We start from the raw sequence: 23,739 nt of genomic DNA on the forward strand, positions 1-23,739 counted from the left end.
CCCTCCATTCAGTTATGAGTAACGACTGCCCCGGTGCCGCCATACATGTCTACCTTTTCATCGAACTCCAGCTTCACTACCGTTGTCAGTTCATGGGTGTCTTCGCCCGTCAGGTGAATCCAGGTTGTACCAGGAATTTGAAACCACGGAACCCCGCCGTGAATGTCATACGTCAGTTCTTTGCCTGAATGCAGCACGGATACTTTCCTGATCTCGTTGCACAGTCCCTTCACACAAATGCTTTCCTTCGGATCGCCATGCACAAAGAGATAGAGTGTCTTTCCATCTGCCGAGAGCGTGCTTCCATCTCCATAATATCTGCTCATAATTCCTTCTCTTGTCCCGTATACCGCTTCTACATGCGCTCTAATCCACTCTCCCAGTCCAAGCAGGATGGCTTCCTGCCTCTCATCAATTGTTCCGTCCTCTCTTGGGCCAATATCGAGCAACATGTTGCCACCCATGGAGATGCAGTCGCAGAACATGCGAACGATCTGAGACAGTGATTTGTAATGCTGATCCGTAGGGACGTAGCCCCATGAGGAATTGATCGTTGTACAAAACTCCCACGGCCCATCTGGTCTCGTAATCGGCAGCCCTTGTTCGGGCGTTTTGTAATCCCCATGTCCCTGCAGGCGTGAATTGATGATGAGATCTGGCTGCATTGATTTCAAATACTGCTTGAACTCCGGCAGGTTCCACTGCTTCTCGCTTCGTTCCCAATCCCCGTCAAACCACAGCAGGTCAACCTTGCCAAATCCGGTGAGTAATTCTTTCAATTGATGGTTGTTAAACCGCAAAAACTTCTGCCATTTGGTTTCATCCTGAACCCCATCCAAGGGATAGGAGAACGGATTGCTAGAACCGGGGTCATCCGGCACCTTGCCACCTTCATATACACTTGGGTAATCCGGGTGGGACCAGTCGATCAACGAGTAGTAGAGTCCAAGCCGAAGTCCCTTCGCCGTGATCGCATCGGCATATTCTCTGACAATGTCACGCTCAGCCCGTGTTTTCTTTACCGTGTTCAAGTCACTGTACTGTGTATCCCATAGAGCGACTCCGTCATGATGCTTGGTTGTCAGCACAGCATACTTGGCACCCGATTTCTCGATCAGATCCGCCCACGCCGCGGCATCGAACTTGGAGGCCGTGAATCCCTCCATTTGCTTCATGTAGTCGTCATAAGTCATGCGCCCATTGTAAAAAGACCACGACTCCGCAACACCGTCCACGGCATAGATTCCATAGTGAATAAAAATCCCCAGCTTCGCATCCTCAAACCATTTCTGCATCATCATCTACACCTTTTCTCTGCGATATTTGGAAACCGTGTGCACACGTGCGAAAAAGCTATGTCCAAACCGTTTTTTTATTGATATCATTTATAAGAAAAGAAATGGCATTTCTCCATATGGAAAGGAGGCAGCATTTCACTTGCGAATGGACTATTTCAAATCCAAACTGTTCCTGAAATACATTTGGTCCTACCTGTTCATTCTGCTAATTCCTCTCGTATTCATGACCGTATTTCTCTATGAAAACGCAGTTAAAACCCTCCGTACTGAGATTGAAAGCTCGCGTCTGGCCCAGTTATCACAAACCAACGTAACCATTGACAGCCGCATGAAAGAGCTGAGCGAGATTGCTTCCCGCATTTCTTACGATAATCGGCTCTCTTCCTATCGGGTCACCAATACCCAAACTAGCCCGGAAGCCATTCGTGCCTTGGATCAGTACAAAGCCACCAGTTCCATGATTGATGAAATCTATCTTTATTTCCACGATGATACACGTATTTATTCAAGCAAAGGTCTGACCGATTTTGAGGTGTTTGCCGACAATCTCAGCTTCGAGAGATGGGACAAACAATCCCTGTATAACGATCTCAACGAAACGAAGCATCCTACCGTAAGACCTGCCGATGTGGTAACCAAAACTGGTGGAGTACAGGACCGCAAGCTTGCTTACCTTATTCCCATTACTCCCAACAGTCTGAACCCCCACGCCACGGTCATGGTTTTTATCAAGGAGTCGCAGATTACGAGCCTGATTGATTCCATACTCGGAAACTATCAAGGGCTGACCTATGTCCTCGATGCAGAGGGTCAGGTCCTAACGGCCAACCATCAGGGAGATACCCTAAGTACAGATGCATTGGCTTCCTTGTTTAAAACCATTACTCCAGGAATCCAGGAGCGGACGCTGGACGGCAAAGATCATTCGATCGTATCTGTGCAATCGGAAACCAACGGCTGGACTTACATGACTGTAATGCCAAGCTCCCAGTTCTTCAGCAGTGTACTGGATGTCCGGAGTTTCATGATAATGATCATAGGTATTGTGCTGCTGGTCGGAGTCGCCATTGCTCTCGTTCTCGCCAAGATGCAGTATCAGCCTATCTCAACTCTGGTCGAATTTGCCGCTTCCCGTTTCCCGGAAAAGAAACCTGATGGAGAATCTCGAAATGGAAATGCCAATGAACTGGAACGGATTCGTTCTGCCTTGCAGCATTACAGCTCCCGCATTGATTTACAGGAACCGTATGCTCGGAACCAGTACTTGTCGACCTTAATTAAGTCTGGAAATCCAGATCCATTATCTTCTGAACTGGTGCAGCTGTTCGACCTGAAACTGAACAAGGATTTTTTGTTTGTCATGGTCATTGGCTGGAATGATTCCAAGCATGCCGATATGGAACTCCGCCGCCGCATTGCAAGCAGTCTTGCACATATTGAATTGCCTGATCTGCAGGCAACCGGTTATGGCGTTGAGCTGCCCCAGCTGGACCGATTCGGTTTAATCATGAGTTTTGATTCCGCTGAAGGAATCGACCTGATAACACGAATAAAACAGTTTATGGAGCAGATAAGAGGCTTGCTTTTGGAAACATTGTCCATAACTCCGTTGATTGGTGCCGGAAGTGCTTATTCGCAGCTTCATGAACTGACCCAATCTTACGTTGAAGCCTGTTCTGCTTTTGATTTGCTTGTACCAGGTGAGTATGGATCATCCGCTTTATTTGAAGAAATGTCCAAGACACCGAGCCATTCCTACTGGATTCCGAACCATATGCAGCTGAAGCTGGTTCAAAGTCTGAAACAGGGAAATATCGATATCGCTTCCCAGATGATTCGCTCATCCGTGACCAGTTTGCAGTCTTCGATGCTGCCTGCACTGCTTGTGCGCTGCATCAGCTTCGATCTGCTGAACACGATCCTTAAGACAGCTTCGGAACTTGGAGAACATCAAATGCTGCAGCAGATTGCTCCCAACATGGTGTTTAGCAGCTCGCTGGAAGAGCTTGAATCCGTTCTGCTCTTGCTTGCCTCCCAGTTATGCAATGAGGTGAAAAAGGATACGCAGCAGGAAGAGCAGACATTGATAGACCGCATTATTGAATATATCGATGCCCATTTTACAGATCACAATCTTAGCCTGGATACGCTTGCGTATGAATTTGAAGTTTCACCTTCCCATGTGAGCCGCTCCTTCAAGGAGAAGACTGGAATCAACTTCCTTCAGTACATTTGGCAAAAACGACTCGACAGGGTCTTTCATCAGCTAAAAACAACGGATACCCCTCTGAAAGATCTCATTCAGGAAGTCGGATATCTGGATACACCGAATTTCATCCGTAAATTCAAGAAGGAGACCGGGCTTACACCAGGACAATATCGCAAGATTCATCGCACTACGGGTAGTGATGCAGGAACTGAATCGGCCAGCTAATAACAGGAAAGCCAACAGACGAACAATCAGGATTTCCGTCGATGTTGGCTTTTTTCTGTTATTTCAGAATGCTGCGAACGGGGATTCACATCTGTTTACTTGCCTGCGGAATTCCACGTATCATACACTTCCTGATAGATTTCCTGAATCCGGTCTCCACCCATTTTCTTCATCTGTTCAACATAGCCGTCCCAGTTGGACAATGGCTCTTCCCCGGTTACAAACTTCGCTTCCATCTGCTTCACGTACGTATCAAGATCAGATAACAATGCGGAGGCTTCATCCTGCTGTTCGTTGGTCAGATACGCATTCGGAAACGGTGCTTTACCGATCGGTATCAGCTTCTCTTCGTTCTCTTTCGCTATCCACTCGTCAAATTCGGTCGTCAGACCATTTGTCAGCTCCGGTGAGTTATGACCCGGAGTCAGCATGCCGAAGTTTGGCGTAATGGTGCCTCTGTACTCTTCCCGATCACCGCCTCCCGGAACAGGCAGCCATTCTTTTTCATACGTATCTTTGTTGGTATACTTCCACAGCGTGCCTTCAGGACCTTGATTGAAGAGCGTTTGTCCCTCGATGGAATACAAGTAATCGATCCAGCGCATGGTTGCTTCAGGATGCTCATTCACACTTGTGATGGCAAATGTTCCGTTAGCAGAGAGTCCTGGATGCATACCGTAAACAGGCGTTCCTGCAATATCGCTCGCCACGGGTGTCATAAGCGGATTTTTCATTGCCGCATCCGGATCGCCACCCAAAGTAAAGTAGGAGTAATAGTCGTTAAAGAGAGCAATCTGATTGTTTTCCCCTTTGGCTTTTTTCTGCTCAGGGGTTTGCGAGAAGGTTTCGTGATCCAGCAAATCTTCCTTCCACAAACGATTCATAAATTCCAAATATCCCTTGTATCCTTCCTGCATCGGGCTGTAAAACACCTTATCTTGCTTATCTACGTAAACGACAGGGTCATATATGCCCCAGAAGCCCAGAAAATACATGCGCAGATCATCCAGCTTCACGGAGGTCAGTGGAATTTCATCGGCCTTGCCGTTGCCATTCGGATCTTCTGTCTTCACTCGCTTCAGCAGCGCGTACAATTCCTCTGTCGTTTTTGGCAGTTCTTTTACACCAAGCGCTTCCAGCATACTGCCGTTATACCACATGGGACTGCGATACCAGACGGCGGCACTGTCGATAAATGGCAGGGCATAAATGTGTCCTTCGGGCGTTGTGAACGATTTGCGAATATCCGGATTCTCATCGAACAATTTTTTAATGTTCGGAGCATATCCCCCATCAATGTAAGGTTCAAGCGGGATAAGTGAGCCTTGGGTGCCATAGGTCACCTGCTCTGCCGGTGTAAGATCGGCTCCGTACAGTACATCAGGCAAATCTCCACTTGCAAAGACAAGGTTCTTCTTGGTTGCAAAGCTGTCAATCGGAGTAAGCTGAAATTCAAACTTGATGTTGGTAAGCTTCTCTGCTTCCTGAATAACAGGCATGGTATTCCAATCTGCCACGCCTACATCCTGGGACATCATGGTCAATGTGATCGGTTCCTCCACAATAGGAAAGCCCTCTTGCTTCACCCCTGTCTCTTCCGGTGTACCCGGTTCAGCGGTTGAACCGCCATCAGGAGATGCTCCGCATGCCGCAAGCATGCTTGCAGCAAGGATCAGACTTAACAGAATCGTTGATTTCTTGTGAGCTCTCTTCATGACAACAACTCCCTTTTTGATGATTTATTTGGTATAGATCAGCCCTTGACGGAACCGATCATGACACCCTGAACGAAGTACCGCTGCAAAAACGGATAGATGATAATGACCGGAAGTGTCGATACAATAATGACTGCATAACGGACGAGTGCCGCCACTTCGGCTTTGTTATTCAGTGCCGAGGCCGATGAGCCGTCCATCATGCCGGAGCCTTGAGCTGACATTTCCTGCAGGACAAGAATCTGTCTTAACACGAGCTGAAGCGGATATTTGGCCGAATCATTCAAATAGATCATTGCTGAGAAATAACTGTTCCAGTGACCTACTCCGTAGAAGAGCGCCATAACCGCTATGATCGGCATGGATAATGGCAGTACGATTTTGAAAAACAGCTTAAAATTAGAACAACCGTCCATCTGTGCAGCCTCCTGAAGCTCGCTCGGGATCGTTCCTTGGAAGAAGGTGCGGGAGACGATGATATTCCATACCGAAGCTGCAGAAGGCAAAATCAGTGCCCACATGCTGTTGATCATGCCGAGCTCCTTAATCAGCAGATAGCTCGGTACCAGCCCTCCGCCGAAGAACATCGTGAACATAAAGATGCCCATAAAGAACCCCCTGCCGACCAGGTCTCTTCTGCTGAGCGCATAGGCTGCAGGAATGGTGACCGCCAGGTTCACGGCAGTACCGACAACCGTATACAGAATCGTATTTGCGTAGCCTGACCAGATTCGTTGATCCTGAAGCACACGCTCATAACCTTCAAACGTGATATCTTTCGGAAATAGCCACATTGCACCTGAAGCAACTTCCTTCGGATTGCTGATGGAGGCGCTAATCATATATACCAGCGGGTACGCCACAAGAAGGAAAGCAATCGTAACGTAGATGTAGTTCAAGGTTAGGAAAATTTTGTCTTGTCTCGTTTCCTGAATACCGGTTAACATTCAGCCTCCTCCTTTACCACAGACTGTTCTCGCTCGTCTTGCGTACGATTTGGTTGACGGTAACGAGCAAAAACGCATTAATTACAGAGTTAAACAAGCCGACAGCGGTAGAGAAGCTGTACTGGGCATTTTCAAGACCTGAACGGTATACGAAAGTGGATATGACATCGGAAGATTCCATGTTCAGCGGGTTCTGCATCAGAAGGATCTTCTCAAACCCGACCCCCAGCAGACTCCCCATGTTCAGAATGAGCAGGATCGTCATGGTTGGTACCAGCACGGGAATGTTAATGTGCCGGATCCGCTGCAGTCGGTTTGCCCCGTCTATAATTGCTGCTTCATGCAGGCCAGGATCCACTCCAGACAACGCAGCGAGGTAAATGATCGTTCCCCAGCCCGCACTTTGCCATACGCCGGAGAGAACGTATACCGTCTTAAACCATGCAGGGCTTGTCAGAAATGCGGGTGCATCTATTCCCATCCATTCCACGAAACGGATCAGGATTCCGGTTGATGGAGAGAGGAAAGCAATCACCATCCCAACCATCACGACAACTGAGATAAAATGAGGTGCATAAGTGACGGTTTGGACCAGCTTTTTGAAACGTTTATGCTTCAGTTCATTAAACGCCAGAGCCAGAATAATCGGAATCGGAAACCCGACAGCCAGCTCATACAAACTGATCGCCAGTGTGTTCCACATCAAATCCCAGAAATAATAGGATTCAAAGAATCTTACAAAATGATCAAAACCTACCCAAGGACTCCCAAATACTCCGCGTACCGGATTGTAATTTTTGAACGCAATCTGGATGCCGTACATGGGTCCGTAATGAAAGATGAGAAAATACAGAAATGCGGGTGCAATAAACAAATACAGTTGCCAGTTTCTCCAGACCTTTTGCCATCGCTTTCTACTGATGTTCGGCTTGTATAATGTCTGCTGCCGATTGGCCGTTTTTACTTCCTGCACACAGGATCGCCTCCTTCTGTCGCTTCTCATGTTTGGGTCATACGCTGCAGGAAAAACGTTGGAGCATTCATGTTGCATGTTAGTTTTGTTGGCGCAGCTGTAGTTTAACAATAGGGGATCAGGTATTTTTTCGTAAATATGTCATTTTGTCAGGTCCAATAAACATTGATACAACAAGGTTTTTTAACATTTCTCCTCCAGTTTAACAATTCATAAATGTGTTGTTTTCGACCAAAAGAAAGCGATTACAATTGCAAAAGTGGAAAATTACCAATTGAAATTTTCGTGTGTACACGATTTATTTTACATCACGTTTACTTATTTTCGGTGAATTCACTCTTTTAATGTTATTTTAATTAACAATTTGATGACATATTCCTGCCTTCGCTTAGTACTTCTATGATTTCTTCATGGTCGGTATTTACCTACTGTTCATATGTACCACGTTCTTGCAGGTGGATCGAAGTATGATCCCAAAAGAAAAGGTCGCCATGAAGGCGACCTTGATCAAATATGTTTTATTATTCCGCGCTTATGTTCAGTTCCACCAAATCACTTTGAAGACTGTATATTTTAAATCCCGTAAAAACTTGTTTTGTCCATCGTTTTACTGGCATACTCTGTCTTGATTTCGTTACGGTAAGATCTTTCAATCTTGCGCACATAGGACAGCCGCTTCACATTTTTCATCGTATCTTCAGCCCGCTCTGCATTAACATACATGACGACATAATGCATACGGCGGGAAATGTAATGAACGGTACCATACTTTTCGAGATTGCGGGCTGCTTTTAGATCACTAACCCAAATAATAAATCCTGTCCTTTCCGCAAACATCATTTCCCCCGCCCTTCTTATAATGGAGACCGGACGCTTCGAGGAGAAGGTCCGGTCTATATGGATTTTAATTCATTCGGAATTCAGTTAACCGCAGCTGCACTTGCCGCCACTTCCACAGCCGCCACCTTTGGGGTTCGGGTCATTGCTCGGAACCTTGATTGTGGTAGAGACTGCATAAGCAATGGTCTCGGACATCTGGTGCAGCATTTCATCGAGCGCTCTCTCCGCCTGCTTAAAGCGAGCTACTGCCTCAATTTGTTCCAGCTCCTGTTCCAGAGCCTTCACCTGGTCTTTTGCAGCATGATAATCCGGGTGGAAGTGCCCAAAACGCTGTGTTTCTTCAAACAGTTCCTTTTTGGCTTCCAGCTTGCGTATTCCCGCTTGAACCTCCGGATTGCTCTCAACTTGCTGCTTCCAATATAAATAATCCGATACTTCGGCAGATTGGTTAATCATGTCGCCCAGTTCATATGCGCCCGTCAACACTTGGGCCATATCGACCGTGTTCAATTCCGCTACGCTCATGAAATTCATCCTATCTATATATAAAGTTCTACGTAAGGTAGACTACTTTATCATAGCATATCCCCCGGTAGTTAAGAAGAGTTTTTCCTGCAAATAGAAAATAGGGGAACATAAGCTCTTCCTGCTTCAGATCTGTTCCGGAACGATTAATCTGATCTTGTCCCAATCCATGGGAGAAATGGTGCACCGCTCTATTGCCCTCTCGTCTGCCCCAGGTACAATCCAGCCTGTCAGCGTCCAATCGTCCTGTCCCTGAATTTGATCCGGAATAATGTATACCTCGGATTGTTCGTTTCTCAGTCCCAGCTTGGTCTGCCATTCTATCGCTTTTGCCGTAATCTGACGTGTCGTGGACATATGATATCGCCGCCAATCGTTATGCCACATGTCGGGAATGGAGCCGAATGCGGGTAAATCAACCGACTGCTCTGCTATCGGCTGTCCGTGTGTATATGAAGATGCCCTATCCGGTTCATTTTGAATCAGGCCTTCCCTGCCATGCTCATAAAAGCTTTCTCGTAGACCGCTAAGCCCAACTCTTGGCTCATGCGTGTGAGTCTCAGTACTCTTATCCTCCCCAGACCCCTCGCTGCATATGAAATCAGTCGAATGTATACTTTGTATTTCCTCTGCATTTCCCCTGTGCTGCGCGTTCAATCGCTCCCACTCATTCCCCCACTGTTGAATCGCGTGATACACATGCTCAGGGACTCCCGTGGCAGCATAACGGCGCAGAAATCCCACCACCTTGTCAGACGTAAATCCGCGATGTGACGCATTTACAATTTGTTCTTTGGTCACACGATAGATGCTCATGCGATCACAGCTCAGCAGTTCGGCACAATTCTCTATTTTCCAGCGGACCTGAGGAACTACCTCTGCCGGGACCATAATTTCGAAATCAGGCTGTACAAAGAAAACATTCTTATCGCTGTCCAGTTCCTGCTGTACTTTCAAGGGCAACAGCTTCTCAGGCTCAACCAACCAGCGAAAAAACAAATCACCCGATGCATTTTCACCACTCTCTCCGTACCCCCATCCAGCCAGTGCGTTTAGCCAGCTCTGAACATATTCAGGAAGCCCGGTATCACTTCCACTGCCCTTGAAATGCGGAATCAGATCTGAAATATTGAACCAGGTCTCCTGTCCTTTACCAAGCAAGACCAGGCGATAGCGAAAATGTTGTTCTGCAGGTCTGGTTACACCATATCGCTCCATGCACACCTTGAATATCTCGCGATGCATGAACGACCACGGCTGCTCTAACCAGTGACCCAGAGTCTCATCATGTACCCTTATTTTCTCCTGATCCTTGTGGAGAAGCCCCAGAGCAAGCAGCATGTCCAGCATAATAGCAACATGAACAGGGTAGATATCCGGATGTTCGTAGTTTAAATTCAATCCGGCAAAGTCATCAGGGCATAAATGAGTCAAAGCGCTCAACCGCTGCAGCATTCTCTTGTGAATCGTACCTTTATTCGTCAATGTAAGCCCTTCTCTTGCGATCCAGGCCAATAGATGAATGATTTCGGCAGCGATATCAGGCCTTGCTTCACGAATAACGTGAATTTGACTACCATTGACCATCTGGGTTTTAGATTCCTTCTGATCCTGTTCATGTATTAAAAATGGATGTTTTCCGACTCTATTTGCGTAGGCTACGGTTAATGCAGGGATATAACGCAGCGGAATGTAGTATAGGTTCTCTCCCCAAGTTTTGCGAACCGCTTCGATCCACCCTTTTTGTCTTAGGCGCATAAAACCTAACCTGGCTTCCGCCCCGCTCAATCCTTCTTCCGCAGACTCAGTGGTGGTCATCATTACTGAAAAGGGTTGACACGCATGTTTGTGAAAAAGAGCACCAAGTACCGAATGTTCTGTTGCTGACAGTTCCATTATTTCATCGATATCCACTGCTTCATGTCCATGCATTACAATGCTCCCGCCTTTCCTTTTCCCACACTAACGATTAATGATGACTTAAGTATGTTCATGTATTATGGAGTATTCATATCCCTGCTCGACCAAAAACATCTGACGGCGCAATGCAAACTCCTGTTCCTTGCTATCCTCTGATACCAGCGCATAGAAATATGCTCTATTGTCACCAGGCTTAGGCCTTAAAATCCTGCCCAGTCGCTGAGCCTCTTCCTGCCTGGAGCCATAACTTCCCGATATCTCAAGTGCAACAGCAGCGTCAGGAAGATCGACAGCAAAATTCGCCACCTTGGAAACGACAATGGTTTTAATTTCGCCCCGCCGAAAGGATTCGAACCACTTTACCCTTTCGTGCTGTGACATCGTACCCGAGATCAGCGGAGCGTCAATTTCCCGGGCAATGGTTTCGAGCTGGTCCAGATACTGACCGATCACAAGTGCAGGCAAACCATCATGTTGACGTAGTAATCGTCTGATCACTTGTAGCTTAGCAGGATTTTCCGCTGCAAGACGAAACTGATGTTTTCCTTCTGCCTCCAGATAGGTCGTTTTCAGATCTGTTGAAAAAGGAACACGTATCTCCTGACACTGCACATTGGCAATCCACCCTTGCCGCTCGAGGTCTTTCCATGGCATATCATAGAGTTTAGGACCAATGAGGGAGAATACATCCTGTTCACATCCATCTTCCCTCACCAAGGTTGCCGTCAATCCCAGCCTTCGCGTAGCTTGAATATCCGCAGTTGCCCGGAAGACAGGAGCAGGTAACAAATGCACCTCATCATAAATGATGAGTCCCCATTCCCGCTCACTCAGCAATTTAATGTGAGTAAAATCGGAATCTTTGGATTTTCGATGTGTAAGAATCTGATACGTTGCCACCGTGACAGGCCGAACCTGTTTTTTCTGACCGGAGTACTCCCCGATTTGATCCGAAGTAAGGGTAGTTTTATCCTGTAATTCCTGAATCCACTGCCGCACAGAGGTCGTATTGGAGGTCAGGATGAGGCATTCACATTGAAGACGTTCAAGTACTGCCATGCCAATGACTGTTTTTCCAGCTCCACAAGGCAGCACGAGCAGCCCGCTCCCTCCCATGCCCTCACTTCCCTCAAATGCGTCTACAGCTTCTTTCTGATAAGAACGTAGTTCAAAGGCTTTCTGATCGATATCGGTTTCATGATGTGTATTCTTTTCATTTTTCCAACCAAACGGAAGACGTGTTCCTGGGCGATAGCCTGCATAATCTAGTACAGGGTAGCCCAGACGCGTCAATTCTTGCTTGAGCAAGCCCCGCTGTTCTCCGCGAACGACAAGCTCATCCCGGGCAACACGCTCCATCCGAAAGGCCGCAATGGTTTTGAGCCCGCTTAATTCATCCAGCAGTTGTTCACTGTCTCCAACCAGACGCAGGTGCTGGTGACCCTGCTCCCAATGCAGCTTCAATTTTCCGTATTGTTCTACGATTCTCCGAATATCCTGCACAAGTGCTGCGGGTACATTCCAGCGAGAAACGGACTCGAGACTGCTAACGACTTGTTCCGCACTCCAACCGAGTGCTGCAGCATTCCACAGAGATAATGATGTCATGCGATAGGTATGGAATCCCTCCGGCGTCTTTACAAGTTCGGCAAATACGCTTAGTCGTGTCCGTGCCTGCTCGAATCCCGGATGACCCACTTCCAGCAAAATCGTAAAATCCCGTTGAACAATACAGGCATCCGTCTTCTCCATGTCTACTCCTCCGATCCGGTACCGATTACGTTGTGCTCCAAAATAGATGCTCATGACAAAAAGTTCAGTTCCGGCACACCCAGAAATGAACCTTTACAGCCGACACCTACCCGGTAAATTTGCAAAAAAAAGAGCACCCTACTTCTATGAGTAGGATGCCCAACTATACCCAAAACATTCTATTTGCCACCCATATAATCGGTAGCCATGGCAATAAAGAGCTTAACCGCATGCTGCATGGCATCTTCATCAAAATCAAACTTTGGATGATGATGCGGATAAATGGCGTCTTTGTCCGGATTCCCTGCCCCGACAAACATGAAGCAGCCTGGAACCTGCTGCAAATAATAAGCGAAATCTTCTGCTGGCATCAGCATCGGAGACGTGTGCACTTGTTCATCTCCGAACACCTGAACGGCTTTGCGGAAGAAGCGGTCTGTTTCTTGCTTATCATTGACTACAGGCGGATAACCCATGATGTAGTTCACTTCCGTCTGTGCCCCATATGCACCACCTGTTTGGGAAACGATGCGATGTACACGTTCCTTCATTTCGGCTCTCGTTTCTTCATCAAACGTTCGGACTGTGCCACTCATTTTGCAGGACTCGGCTATGACATTCTGGGCAGATCCTGCCTGCATTGTACCAATCGTCAGCACCGCAGGTCGCAGCGGATCCACGGAGCGGCTGACCACCGTCTGCAGCTGCATGACAAGTGCAGAGCCTGCAACCAGACTGTCCACGGTTGACTGCGGCATGCCACCATGTCCGCCCTTTCCTTTGATCTCAATGTAAAAGTCGTCAGCAGCCGCCATCAGTGGTCCTTCCTTGCTGGCTGCCACTCCGACCGGAAGAGGCGTCCACAGATGGATGCCATAGATGACATCCACGCCTTCAAGCGCACCATCCGCAATGACTTTCACAGCCCCTCCAGGAAGCAGTTCTTCCGCAGGCTGGAACAAAAAGCGAATCTCGCCTTGGATATCAGCCTTGTGCTTGCTGAAATACAATGCCGTTCCAAGTAAAATGGAAACATGACCGTCATGACCGCAGGCATGCATTGCTCCTGCCTTCTGTGAGGCATACTCTACGTCCTTCTCATCCTGGATGGGCAGTGCATCCATATCAGCCCGAAGCATGACGACTGGACCGGGCTTGTCCCCCCGAATCGTACCAATCACACCATGACCACCTACATGACGTTTCACTTCAACGCCAAAGCTCTCCAGCATATCCGCTACAAAAGAAGATGTCTTTTCCTCATGAAAGGAAACCTCGGGATTGCGATGAAGATGACGCCGCCATTCCACCATATGGATTTGCAGATCGTCCCACCATATATTATTTGTCATTTTCTCCCCATCCTTTCGATCTTGAACGGAACTTTCATCAAGTCCGAACCATCCTCTTCAAACCTATTGCTGTATATTGTAGCAGAATTGGAAGAAAACCGATACGAAACGCCTTGGGAAAGCTTGCACGGGAAGGGGAAACATACTATCATGAACTAGAGAAATGCACGAGAATTATACTCGGAAGCTATGAGGAGGATCAGACGCTTATGATTTTTGAGAATACAGGCTTGGATGGCTTGAAAAGCGACTTGGCATACCTGGATGAGAGCGCCGAGAAAGTCGGATTTGTCCGGTGGCAATGGGAGTATTACCGTGCTACATATGACTACAAAATTGAAGATGACAACACCAACTCAGAATACTTTGTACGTATTAACACCCGTGTAGTAGATGGCAAACTTGAAAAACCGGATACCGTGCTCTCTGTCGAGGCTGTTTATCTTGGCAAAGCAACCTTTCCGCACGGTCTCGATTATGACTCTACCGTTCCGCAGCCAGTCGTGAAGCTGGCAGCCCAAAAATTGCAGCAGCTCAAAGAACTGCTGGAAGCATAGGCTGGGCCAAACCATGAAACAACAATCGGCCCAAACGAAAACGAAGAGAGGCACGCCAGATTTCCAACTGCTAATCCTCACTTTATTGTTAGTGGGCTTTGGACTGCTGATGGTATTCAGCTCCAGTTCCAGCATTGCAATTGCAAACAGTAGCTTTAACAATGATCCCCTATACTTCACGAAAAAACAACTTATGTGGGCGGTTATCGGTTTAGTTGGTATGTTCTTTGCCATGAACATTCGTTTTAATAAATACAAGAAGCTTTATGCACCTTTTTTCCTGTTCACCACGGTATTGCTGGTGCTCGTACTAGTTACAGGCGCCATGTTGAACGGTGCACGAAGCTGGATCCGCATCTTTGGCTTTAGCCTTCAGCCTGCGGAGTTCGCCAAAATTGCCATAATCCTATACCTTTCTGCACTGATCACCAAAAAAGGCGAACGCTTCAGGGACCTCAAGACAGGTTATATTCCGGTCCTAGTCATTGTCGGGTTCATTGCAGGATTGATTATGCTGCAGCCGGACTTCGGTACCTGCTTCATTCTGGTATCCACCTGTGGTCTCGTCATCTATGCAGGCGGAGCAAGCATGAAGCATATTATGGGTTCGATCCTGCTCGTTGTACTGGGAGGGGCACTCGCACTCGGTGCGAATGCCCTCTTCTCCTCCATGTCTCCTTCAGACGCTGTGGACAGTACTGCGGCCTCTGCCGAGCAGAATTACAAGATCGGGCGTATTCAGGCATTCCTTGATCCGTTATCGGACACTAGTGGTGGTAGTCTCAACCTTTTTCGCTCCCTTGTGGCCATCGGTGACGGCGGCATGACCGGTTCGGGTATTGGACAAGGTACGATGAAGCTTCATTATCTGCCAAACGCGTATAATGACTTCATTTTCTCTGTTATTGGGGAAGAGCTTGGTTTCCTGGGGAGTACGCTATTCCTTTTGGTTTATCTGTACTTTATCTGGCGAGGCATTATCGTCTCGTTGCGCTGTCCTGATCCGTTCGGAACGCTTGTGGGTATCGGAATCATGGGATTGATCGCCATTCAGGCGTTCATCAATATCGGAGGCGTGACCCAGACCATACCGGTGACGGGGGTTACCCTTCCGTTTATCAGTTATGGAGGTACCTCACTCTTTGTGATGATGGTGGCCATGGGTATTCTGCTCAGTATTTCGCGTACGAACAACCAGGATGTCATTAAGGAAGAGAGAACCAAGTCCGTAACGGTACAAACGCAAACACGTACTTCTCCCGCTCTTCGTTCACGGGATTCCAAATCCATTCGTCGTATTCGTTAACAGGTGTACCAGAATAAAAAAAAGACTTCGCATCCTCGGGATGTGAAGTCTTTTTTGGGTTAACTGGAGCTCAGAGAACATCAACGTTCATCTGCTCCAGTTAAATTGGAGGTTAATACCTTACAGGTCGTCGCCTTTGAAGGATACGCCTTCTACCTTCACGTTCACTTCGACAACGCGCAATCCGGTCATGGTCTCTACCGCTTCTCTCACATTCTGCTGAAGCATACGGGATACTTCATGAATCGGTGTCTCATACAGGACGATGATGCGCAGATCAATGGCTGCTTCCAGTTGGCCGACCTCAACGCCTACGCCTTTCTGTACGTTTTTACCGCTGAGACGTTTGGCCCAGCCCTCTGACAATCCTCCAGACATTGCGGCAATCCCGGGTGTCTCCATCGCAGCCATTCCGGCAATTTTCGCCACCACGTCATCGGCAATCCGGATGTTACCGCCTTCTAGTTGAAGTTGTTCTGCCATGCCACATCCTCCTTCACTTCGTTACTCGTATTTTAAATCCTTTCCACCCCAAAAAGCAAATTAAACTCGAAAACATGCGTTTACAACCTACCACCATTTGGTTATATTGAAATATGAAAATAATCTCATAAGGCTTTCATTGTCATTTAAAACAAAATAATTTTAACCGAGGTGTTTGTTGTGAGAAACCGGATTTCATCCATTTTGCTGATTGTCTTCTTTGCCCTCAGCGCCATCGCCCACTATCTGCATTGGAATCCGATCCTGCAGTTTGTGATTTCAGCCATTTCGGTTATTTTTGTGGCCGGTTTTTTAGGGAAAGCCACCGAAAATGTTGCGCATTATGCGGGACAGCGACTTGGCGGATTCTTGAATGCAACGTTCGGTAACGCTGCCGAATTGATCATCGCCATTTTTCTGGTCAAAGAAGGACTATTTGACATGGTAAAAGCCAGCCTCACCGGTTCCATTATCGGAAACCTGCTGCTGGTGCTGGGGCTTAGCATCTTTGCCGGAGGACTCAAGTTCAAAATTCAAAATTACAACGTCTCCCTTGCGGGACTAAACGGCTCCCTGATGATTGTGGCGATCATTGCCCTGTTCATTCCAGCTGTTTTTCTCAACACCCATTCGATTACTCAAAAGGACACAGATACGCTTAGCCTGATTGTCGCAGGGCTGTTGATTATTGCCTATATCGCTTGGCTCTTATTCTCGATGATAACACACAAGAACTATCTCGCAGATGTCACTGTCGATGAAGACGAAGAATTACCGCATGAACATGCGCCGGCGTGGTCCAAGAAAAAATCGATTCTATACCTGGTTATCGCCACAGTTATGGTAGCCTTTGTCAGTGAATGGCTCGTGGGTACTCTCGAGGTATTTACCGAAGAGTTTGGTCTGAGCGAACTGTTCGTTGGTGCATTTTTGGTTGCGATTATCGGTAATGCGGCCGAACACAGTGCAGCCATTATGCTTGCCATGAAAAACAAGATCGGTGCCGCTGTAGAGATTGCGGTCGGAAGCAGCTTGCAAATCGCACTTTTTGTTGCACCTGTGCTGATTTTTGTGAGTTACTTTACAGGCAGAACCATGGATATCGTCTTCACAACGATTGAGCTTCTTGCCATTGGAGTATCCGTATTTATCGCCAAGTCGATTACCCAGGATGGTTCAACGAACTGGTATGAGGGGTTGCTCCTGCTGGTTGTGTACATCATTCTGGGTGTATCCTTCTTCCTGGTGTAACGTTAGAAGCAACATCAATTCAGACATATATAACGAATAACAAAAGCAGTCCGGAAACCCGTTTCCAGACTGCTTTTGTTTATGGTCGCTTACGCTGCGCACTCAATATTTTCACCACGTTAAAACATACAAAAAAAGCATGCAAAACTCCTGCATGCCTTCTATTCTGACCCACACGATTGCAGGCTATTGCTCATTCTTTTTGTTCAAAGCTTCATATAGAATTGCCAGATTCCGCTCAAGCGCGCTTACCAGCTGCTTACCAGCACCTTCAGGAAGAAGCCCTGCACGAACAGCAAAATCGACTTCCTTGGAGAACCCATACATCTGTGTATCCAATACTTCCTCATAGAGAGGGCAGTAGCGGGTAGCCAGATTCTCCATCTGTACTTCAATAAGCTTCTGTATTTTATCTGCATCTTCTTGAAGAAGACTGATCGCTTTCATGTTCAGCTGGTCCTGCAGATCAGATGAAGTCATGCATTTTTCCCCCCTATGTCCCAAAAATCGCGTAAAGACGTTCTACCTCTAATATTAGACGAAATCAGGAGCTAATACAAGAACCTGACCAAAATAACCACTCAAAACGAAGGCTTGGACAGCACGTATTTTAACTCCTCGGCAACGGACCCAAAGAACCTGTTCATTTGTGTATACGAAAAAGCACCCCCGCCAAGACAGGCGGAGATGCTTCCTGGAATGATTACTCGGATGCGATGCTTACATTCAGGCCATGTTTGGCAAATACTTCTGACATGGCTGCTTTTGCTTCGTCTGCATCTGGTCCATGAACATGAAGTTCATAGCTGTGTGTGCTGATCAGCGTGGTAAACAAACCGAGAATACTTTTCACATCAATATACTTGTTCTCCGAATGAAGCACGATTGAAGAAGTAAACTTGCCTGCTGTTTGAGCAATTTCCACTACAGCCGCGTTATTACTCGACATAGGAATCCCTCCGTCTTTTCACATTTGGTATCATCTATTAATTACCACTACATGATACCGTGAATCCGCTTTCCTAGCAACAGCAAAATCCCGCAGTTACTTCAATTGGTCTGGATTCAGGCATTCCAGCTCTGGAATTACAAAGATGCCGTCTTTACGAATCAGCACATCGTCAAAATAAATTTCGCCGCCGCCGTAGTCTGGGCGCTGGATGAGCACAAGATCCCAGTGAATGGAGGAACGATTTCCGTTGTCCGTTTCTTCATATGCCTGCCCAGGAGTAAAGTGCAGACTGCCTGCAATTTTCTCGTCAAACAGAATATCCTTCATTGGATGCAGAATATGCGGGTTGAAGCCAATCGCGAACTCACCAATATGACGTGCACCGTCATCGGAATTCAGAATCTCATTCAAACGTTCAGTATCGTTACTTGTCGCTTCAACGATCTTGCCATCCTTGAAGGTGAACTTGATGTTTTCAAATGTTACCCCGTTGTACAGGGTTGCTGCATTATAACTGATTGTTCCGTTTACAGAATCACGCACAGGCGCACTGTAAACTTCGCCATCAGGAATATTTTTTTGACCAGAGCATTTCACTGCACCGATATCTTTAATGGAGAAGCTTAGATCTGTTCCTGGTCCTGTAATACGAACTTTGTCCGTACGGTTCATCAGGTTAGCCAGGGAATCCTGTGCTTTGTCCATTTTGGCATAATCCAGGTTGCACACATCGAAATAGAAATCTTCGAATGCTTCCGTGCTGGTATTCGCAAGCTGCGCCATGCTGGCATTCGGGTAACGAAGCACAACCCATTTCGTATGTTTAACTCGCTGCTCGCTATGTACCGGATGGGAATACAGGGAGTTATACATTTTCATTTTTTCTTCCGGCACGTCGGACAGGTCGTTCACATTTTCGCCTGCGCGGATACCAATGTAACAATCCATTTGTTTCATGCGGTTCAGGTCAATCTCTGCCCAGGTTTTCATCATCTCTTCTGTAGCATTTTTCAACATCGCACGTTGTACCGTCTTGTCGGTCAGCTGCACAAAAACATTGCCGCCTTTTTTGCCTACTTCTTCAATAATAGCGTTGATCAGATCACGTTCCGATCCAATCATCTCAACCAGCACGTTCTCGCCAGGCTGTACATCTACAGAGTAGCCAACCAGGTTAGCTGCAAGTTTCTGAATTCGTGGGTCCTTCATCTCGTAAATCCTCCTGTCATCTGCCATTCAAAAATTGAACAACGGTAAATTACGATACTATTGTAGCACGCTACTGCAATCCCGTCAGCAGGCAGACCCCACGTCTAATCATATGTTTTAAAATTAACATCCATGACCAGAGCTTCTTTGGTGCTTTTGTTGCTTGCATCTTGGTACGTCACCTGGCTTTCCGAAGAGAGCCGCAGCGGCAAACTGGTCTTCCGATCCACAGTCAGATGATATACCGTTTGTACTTTAGCCTGTTTCATCATTTGCTCCATACTGGCTTCACCCTGCAGCCAAACCTGGCTCAATTCCTTCTCAAGCTTCGCCTTGCTCGCCCCTTTGATATTACTCGCCTTGTGCATATATTCTGCCTTAATCGCGTTCATCTCGTCGTTCAACTGGGTTGTGGCCCAGGCTTTGGCATCTTCAGGTGCCAGTTCAATCCGCAGGATCCTTGTTCTTCGACCAGAACCGTATTCGGATTTTATCGTTTTGTTCATCCGGTCAATATTCTCCAGTTGGGCGATGGGGTTGAAACGGGACAGCGATCCACGGAGTGGTTCTTGCTCTGCGGTCAATGCCTCCCATTGTCCCTTTTTTCGTTGAAAAGAGGCGCTGAATCCGCTTGGTTGGGTAATCAGATTTGCAGAAGCGGCATGCATACCGTTTACCTTACTCGACCCTGCTGCAGTGACTGCTCCTGGGAGTCGTGTCTGCAGCGTTAGCTGATCATGATTTTCCAGCTTTCCTTCAAATTTGAACTGATTTTCAAAAAGTCCGCTGCTCTCTCGTCTTAACCCTGCTTCCCCTACAAAATCCAGCTTCTCCTTACCTGCAATTCCGGATAAGGCCATGGAAAACACCTCTTCTGGAGTGCGTTCACGATGTATCAGCCCACAGCCCGGTGCAGAAAGGATAACAACACTCAAAAGCAGCATTAATGTACGCATACCCTGCCTTGTAATCATCTAAAATCCATCCTTCCGTCCAAGGTTCTCCATAGCCTGCCCCTCCTGTATACCCTTATACTTCACATCAACGCAAACTTTGCTGCAAAAGAAAAAAGAGAGAACGACTCCAATCCATGGAATTGTTCTCTCTTAGCGTGTAACTTCCTGTTCTTCCAGCACGATCCGGTTGCGTCCGTTATGTTTCGCCTCGTAGAGCGCCATGTCTGCCCGGTAGAATAATGATTCTACACTGACCTTGTCATCCATCCAGTTCCACTCGGCTATACCACTGGATACGGTCACGGGTGGCCTAGTCTCTTCCGCCACTCGGGAGCGTATGACCTCTGCATACTCGAGTGCCTGGCGGATCCCCAGCTGCGGCACGTAAATGGCAAGCTCTTCGCCACCCCACCGGGCACAGATATCATCGGAACGAACGGAGGATTTAACAATATCACTAACCTGCTTCAACACCTGGTCCCCGGTTTGATGGCCAAATGTGTCGTTCACCTGTTTGAACTGATCAATATCAACCACAATTAATGAACCACAGAATTCATGGGCCTGCTTTTCGTGAATGACACTATCGAGATAATGTCTGACGTACAGTCCAGTTAACATATCAAGGTTGGCCAAACGGCGAACCTCCGCATGCAGCGTTGCATTGGAGAGAGCCAGTCCTACGTGAATGGACAGCATTTGCAGCAGACGATAATTATCGTATGAAAAATACTGCTGTTTGGGATGACCCAGCAAAATGGTTCCCTTCACTTGACCGTTGACTCGAATCGGTGAAGCCATCAGTGACATGGAGCTGGTAATCTCCATAAACACGGAAGACACTTTGGTGTACTGTGCATAATTGGACAAAATGAGCGGTTCTTCTGTCTGATACAGCAGACCAGCGATACCGTAATCCAGCGAAAAGGATTTATGACGCATTTCCCCAATATTGGATGACATCACTTCGAAACGATTCGTGGTGTCATTCAATTGAAGAATACAACAGGATTCAGCTTGAAAAATATCCTTTAACTCCAACTCGGCCATTTTATAAATCTCTTTCAACTGCAGACTTCTATTTAGACGTTGTGTCAAATCATTGATTAGACGAAGTTCCTGAATCAACATGTTCGATTGCTCATGCAATTTGGCATTCTCAAAAGCAGTTCCTGCCATATCAGCCATCATGGTGATAAGCTGCAAGTCCGGCTCTTCCATGAGCTCGTCATTCATCTCGATATGAAACACACCATAGATACCCTGCTTCCCTTTCAGCGGAAGTCCGACCTCCACAATACGATTCTCCCCCTGATCGGAGCGAATGACTATCGTTTGTCCATCTTTAAATGAACGGAGACAAATATCTTCCCCATGTTCATGGACAAGCAAAGGTCTGATTCTCGGATTGGAACTGTTGCGATCTTGGGACATGTACAGATTCATGTGTGTGGTCGGATACAAATAATCAATACTGTCAAATACCTCGTCCAATATGGCATCCACGTCCATTTTGTCATGCATCCGCTGCACGATCTGAAAAAGAATGGACCTCCGGTGCTCTTCACGCGCCGTTTGCTCATGAGCTTTTAGCAGATCTGCCATAAATATGTATTCAAATCTTCGGTAAAAGCAAGTACGATAATGCGCTGCCTCAGATCGAACAATCTCTTCTGATGTTTCATAACGATGAGGCTCGTAAATGAAAGCTGTAAACACGGCGAACATATCCTTGTTGATTCTGGAAAACAGAGGCTCGGCAATGTATAGGAAATCCCCGTATTCATCTGAACCCCGCAATGATTCCGCCCGTCCGGTTTCAAGGCACATCATTACCGTCTGAACTGATTCAGGCCTGTCCATAGACTCATCGGCGGTCGTTGCTACACAAGTACCTTCTGTATTCCACACGCTGTAAATCGCAGATGATGCGCTCCAGTTCGAATCATGCTGAGTCAGCCAATCCGTATAGGCTTGCTGCAGCAAGTTTTTCAAATATGAGAAATCAAAAGGTGTGATATCCATTTGCTGCATCCAGAACGCATGCTCATTACGCTGAGCTGCAGAAGATGCGGAATCGCCCGAACTTGGCGAATGCATGCTGGCTGGTAAACTTCCTAGATGTTCTAACATGTCAGGCGCTCCTTTGCACCGTTTTTGCAACCTCTAAAGGGATGCATTAATCTGCAGACGTTATCGCAAACCTGCAAAAACCTTACGATAACCTTAATGTACATGATCATTTAAAGTTAAGATACATTCTATTTTACTCTCTTTATTGCTTTTTTGCATCCATATTTCAGAAAATCGTCCCATTTTTTTGGGCCTAATGACCTATCGACAAATTTAGACGTTTTTTTGCCTTTCTCCTACCCTTGACTTTGTCTCTTTTAAACTGTAATATAAATTGTTGATGAAGACTACTAATGGGTCTTTAAATTTGGGCATTACCGGTTGTGTCACCCTCATTCTTTTTGTTGCTTTCAGGACAGCGGCTGAACTTTCCTGATTGACGTATGTGTGGCCTTGCCCGCATCAACAAATTGGAGCGCAAACAGAGCCCTATATGAACTTTAACTAAAAAGGAGCTACTATAAACATGGCACGTTACACTGGTCCTAAATTTAAATTGAGCCGTCGCCTCGGCATTTCCCTGAGCGGAACAGGCAAAGAATTGAAACGTCCTTTCCCTCCAGGTCAGCACGGAGCTAACCAACGCAGAAAAATGAGCAACTACGGTATGCAGTTGCAAGAAAAACAAAAACTTCGCCACATGTACGGTTTGGGCGAAAAACAATTCCGCACTCTGTTTGCTAGAGCGCAAAAAATGCAAGGTATCGCGGGTGAAAACTTCATGTTCTTGCTTGAGTGCCGCCTTGACAACCTCGTTTACCGTCTTGGATTTGCTAACTCCCGTGCAGGAGCACGTCAGTTGGTATCCCACGGTCACGTAACAGTAAACGGTAAAAAAGTCGATATCGCTTCTTACCAAGTAAGCACTGGCGATGTAATCGGCCTGCGTGAAAGAAGCCGCGGTCTTTCTTCCGTTAAGGAAGCTTTGGAAAACCGTTCGCATCTTCCAGCATACCTTGAATTCAACGACGCTGCTGTAGAAGGTAAATACATCCGTCTGCCTGAGCGTTCCGAGTTGTCCCAAGATATCGACGAAAAACAAATCGTCGAGTTCTACAACCGTTAATCGTTGGAATTTCAGTAAAGCATCACACAAAAAGCGATTCGAGATTTTCTCGGATCGCTTTTTTGTTGTC

At 46.9% G+C, this 23,739-nt stretch carries 20 protein-coding genes; 5 read left to right on the forward strand and 15 right to left on the reverse strand.

The window, feature by feature from the left end:
* Positions 1-8: 8 nt before the first annotated feature.
* Positions 9-1,295 (reverse strand): alpha-L-fucosidase, encoded by a 1,287-nt coding sequence (locus AC3RCI_RS20105; protein ID WP_492529957.1) that lies wholly within the window; start codon positions 1,293-1,295, stop codon positions 9-11.
* A gap of 148 nt (positions 1,296-1,443) precedes the next feature.
* Between AC3RCI_RS20105 and AC3RCI_RS20110 the strand changes: the two genes are divergently transcribed.
* Positions 1,444-3,732: a helix-turn-helix domain-containing protein gene (locus AC3RCI_RS20110; RefSeq protein ID WP_492529959.1), complete on the forward strand. Its 2,289-nt coding sequence runs from the start codon at positions 1,444-1,446 to the stop codon at positions 3,730-3,732.
* A 95-nt stretch (positions 3,733-3,827) separates the two neighbouring features.
* Here AC3RCI_RS20110 and AC3RCI_RS20115 read toward each other — a convergent pair whose 3' ends face one another.
* From AC3RCI_RS20115 to AC3RCI_RS20150, 8 genes are all read right to left on the reverse strand, one after another.
* Positions 3,828-5,447: an extracellular solute-binding protein gene (locus AC3RCI_RS20115; RefSeq protein ID WP_336780628.1), complete on the reverse strand. Its 1,620-nt coding sequence runs from the start codon at positions 5,445-5,447 to the stop codon at positions 3,828-3,830.
* A gap of 38 nt (positions 5,448-5,485) precedes the next feature.
* The gene (locus AC3RCI_RS20120; protein WP_154895389.1) at positions 5,486-6,394 is read right to left on the reverse strand and encodes an ABC transporter permease subunit; all 909 of its coding nucleotides are present in this window, start codon (positions 6,392-6,394) and stop codon (positions 5,486-5,488) included.
* Positions 6,395-6,407: 13 nt separating this feature from the next.
* A complete protein-coding gene (locus AC3RCI_RS20125) occupies positions 6,408-7,397 on the reverse strand; it encodes an ABC transporter permease (protein WP_492526108.1) in 990 nt (329 codons plus the stop codon).
* Positions 7,398-7,940: 543 nt separating this feature from the next.
* Entirely contained in the window at positions 7,941-8,204 is a 264-nt protein-coding gene (locus AC3RCI_RS20130) for a YlbG family protein (RefSeq protein ID WP_095290540.1), read from the reverse strand.
* An 87-nt stretch (positions 8,205-8,291) separates the two neighbouring features.
* Complete coding sequence (locus AC3RCI_RS20135) at positions 8,292-8,732, reverse strand: YlbF/YmcA family competence regulator (RefSeq protein ID WP_095290237.1); 441 nt, start codon at positions 8,730-8,732, stop codon at positions 8,292-8,294.
* A 126-nt stretch (positions 8,733-8,858) separates the two neighbouring features.
* The gene (locus AC3RCI_RS20140; RefSeq protein WP_492526110.1) at positions 8,859-10,664 is read right to left on the reverse strand and encodes a helicase-associated domain-containing protein; all 1,806 of its coding nucleotides are present in this window, start codon (positions 10,662-10,664) and stop codon (positions 8,859-8,861) included.
* A gap of 48 nt (positions 10,665-10,712) precedes the next feature.
* Entirely contained in the window at positions 10,713-12,404 is a 1,692-nt protein-coding gene (locus tag AC3RCI_RS20145) for a DNA repair helicase XPB (RefSeq protein ID WP_492526112.1), read from the reverse strand.
* 179 nt (positions 12,405-12,583) lie between these two features.
* Complete coding sequence (locus tag AC3RCI_RS20150; RefSeq protein ID WP_492526114.1) at positions 12,584-13,756, reverse strand: M20 metallopeptidase family protein; 1,173 nt, start codon at positions 13,754-13,756, stop codon at positions 12,584-12,586.
* Between the two features lie 209 nt (positions 13,757-13,965).
* On the opposite strand from AC3RCI_RS20150, the gene AC3RCI_RS20155 reads away from it, so the two are divergent.
* A complete protein-coding gene (locus tag AC3RCI_RS20155) occupies positions 13,966-14,313 on the forward strand; it encodes a YugN family protein (RefSeq protein ID WP_095359371.1) in 348 nt (115 codons plus the stop codon).
* Positions 14,314-14,326: 13 nt separating this feature from the next.
* Positions 14,327-15,619, forward strand: a complete 1,293-nt coding sequence (gene ftsW, locus AC3RCI_RS20160; protein ID WP_492526116.1) for a putative lipid II flippase FtsW — start codon at positions 14,327-14,329, stop codon at positions 15,617-15,619.
* 120 nt (positions 15,620-15,739) lie between these two features.
* Here the strand turns inward: ftsW and AC3RCI_RS20165 are convergent, their stop codons facing one another.
* Positions 15,740-16,102 carry an Asp23/Gls24 family envelope stress response protein gene (locus tag AC3RCI_RS20165; protein ID WP_095290227.1) on the reverse strand — a complete coding sequence of 121 codons (363 nt, stop codon included), beginning with the start codon at positions 16,100-16,102 and terminating at the stop codon, positions 15,740-15,742.
* 180 nt (positions 16,103-16,282) lie between these two features.
* Between AC3RCI_RS20165 and cax the strand changes: the two genes are divergently transcribed.
* Positions 16,283-17,353, forward strand: coding sequence for a calcium/proton exchanger (gene cax / locus AC3RCI_RS20170; RefSeq protein WP_127537849.1), 1,071 nt, complete (start codon positions 16,283-16,285; stop codon positions 17,351-17,353).
* A gap of 186 nt (positions 17,354-17,539) precedes the next feature.
* On the opposite strand, the gene AC3RCI_RS20175 is transcribed toward cax, so the two are convergent.
* The 5 genes from AC3RCI_RS20175 to AC3RCI_RS20195 form a co-directional block, all read right to left on the reverse strand.
* The gene (locus tag AC3RCI_RS20175; RefSeq protein WP_095290224.1) at positions 17,540-17,833 is read right to left on the reverse strand and encodes an Fpa/YlaN family protein; all 294 of its coding nucleotides are present in this window, start codon (positions 17,831-17,833) and stop codon (positions 17,540-17,542) included.
* A 223-nt stretch (positions 17,834-18,056) separates the two neighbouring features.
* Positions 18,057-18,302, reverse strand: coding sequence for an HPr family phosphocarrier protein (locus tag AC3RCI_RS20180; RefSeq protein WP_095290222.1), 246 nt, complete (start codon positions 18,300-18,302; stop codon positions 18,057-18,059).
* A 96-nt stretch (positions 18,303-18,398) separates the two neighbouring features.
* A complete protein-coding gene (locus tag AC3RCI_RS20185; protein WP_095359374.1) occupies positions 18,399-19,514 on the reverse strand; it encodes an aminopeptidase in 1,116 nt (371 codons plus the stop codon).
* A 104-nt stretch (positions 19,515-19,618) separates the two neighbouring features.
* Positions 19,619-20,488, reverse strand: a complete 870-nt coding sequence (locus AC3RCI_RS20190; protein WP_336780624.1) for a hypothetical protein — start codon at positions 20,486-20,488, stop codon at positions 19,619-19,621.
* Positions 20,489-20,620: 132 nt separating this feature from the next.
* A complete protein-coding gene (locus AC3RCI_RS20195) occupies positions 20,621-22,603 on the reverse strand; it encodes a sensor domain-containing diguanylate cyclase (protein WP_336780623.1) in 1,983 nt (660 codons plus the stop codon).
* A gap of 466 nt (positions 22,604-23,069) precedes the next feature.
* On the opposite strand from AC3RCI_RS20195, the gene rpsD reads away from it, so the two are divergent.
* On the forward strand, positions 23,070-23,669 hold the full coding sequence (gene rpsD / locus AC3RCI_RS20200; protein ID WP_095290216.1) for a 30S ribosomal protein S4: 600 nt from the start codon (positions 23,070-23,072) through the stop codon (positions 23,667-23,669).
* The last annotated feature ends 70 nt before the right edge of the window (positions 23,670-23,739 follow it).

Source organism: Paenibacillus sp. MT124, assembly GCF_058792755.1.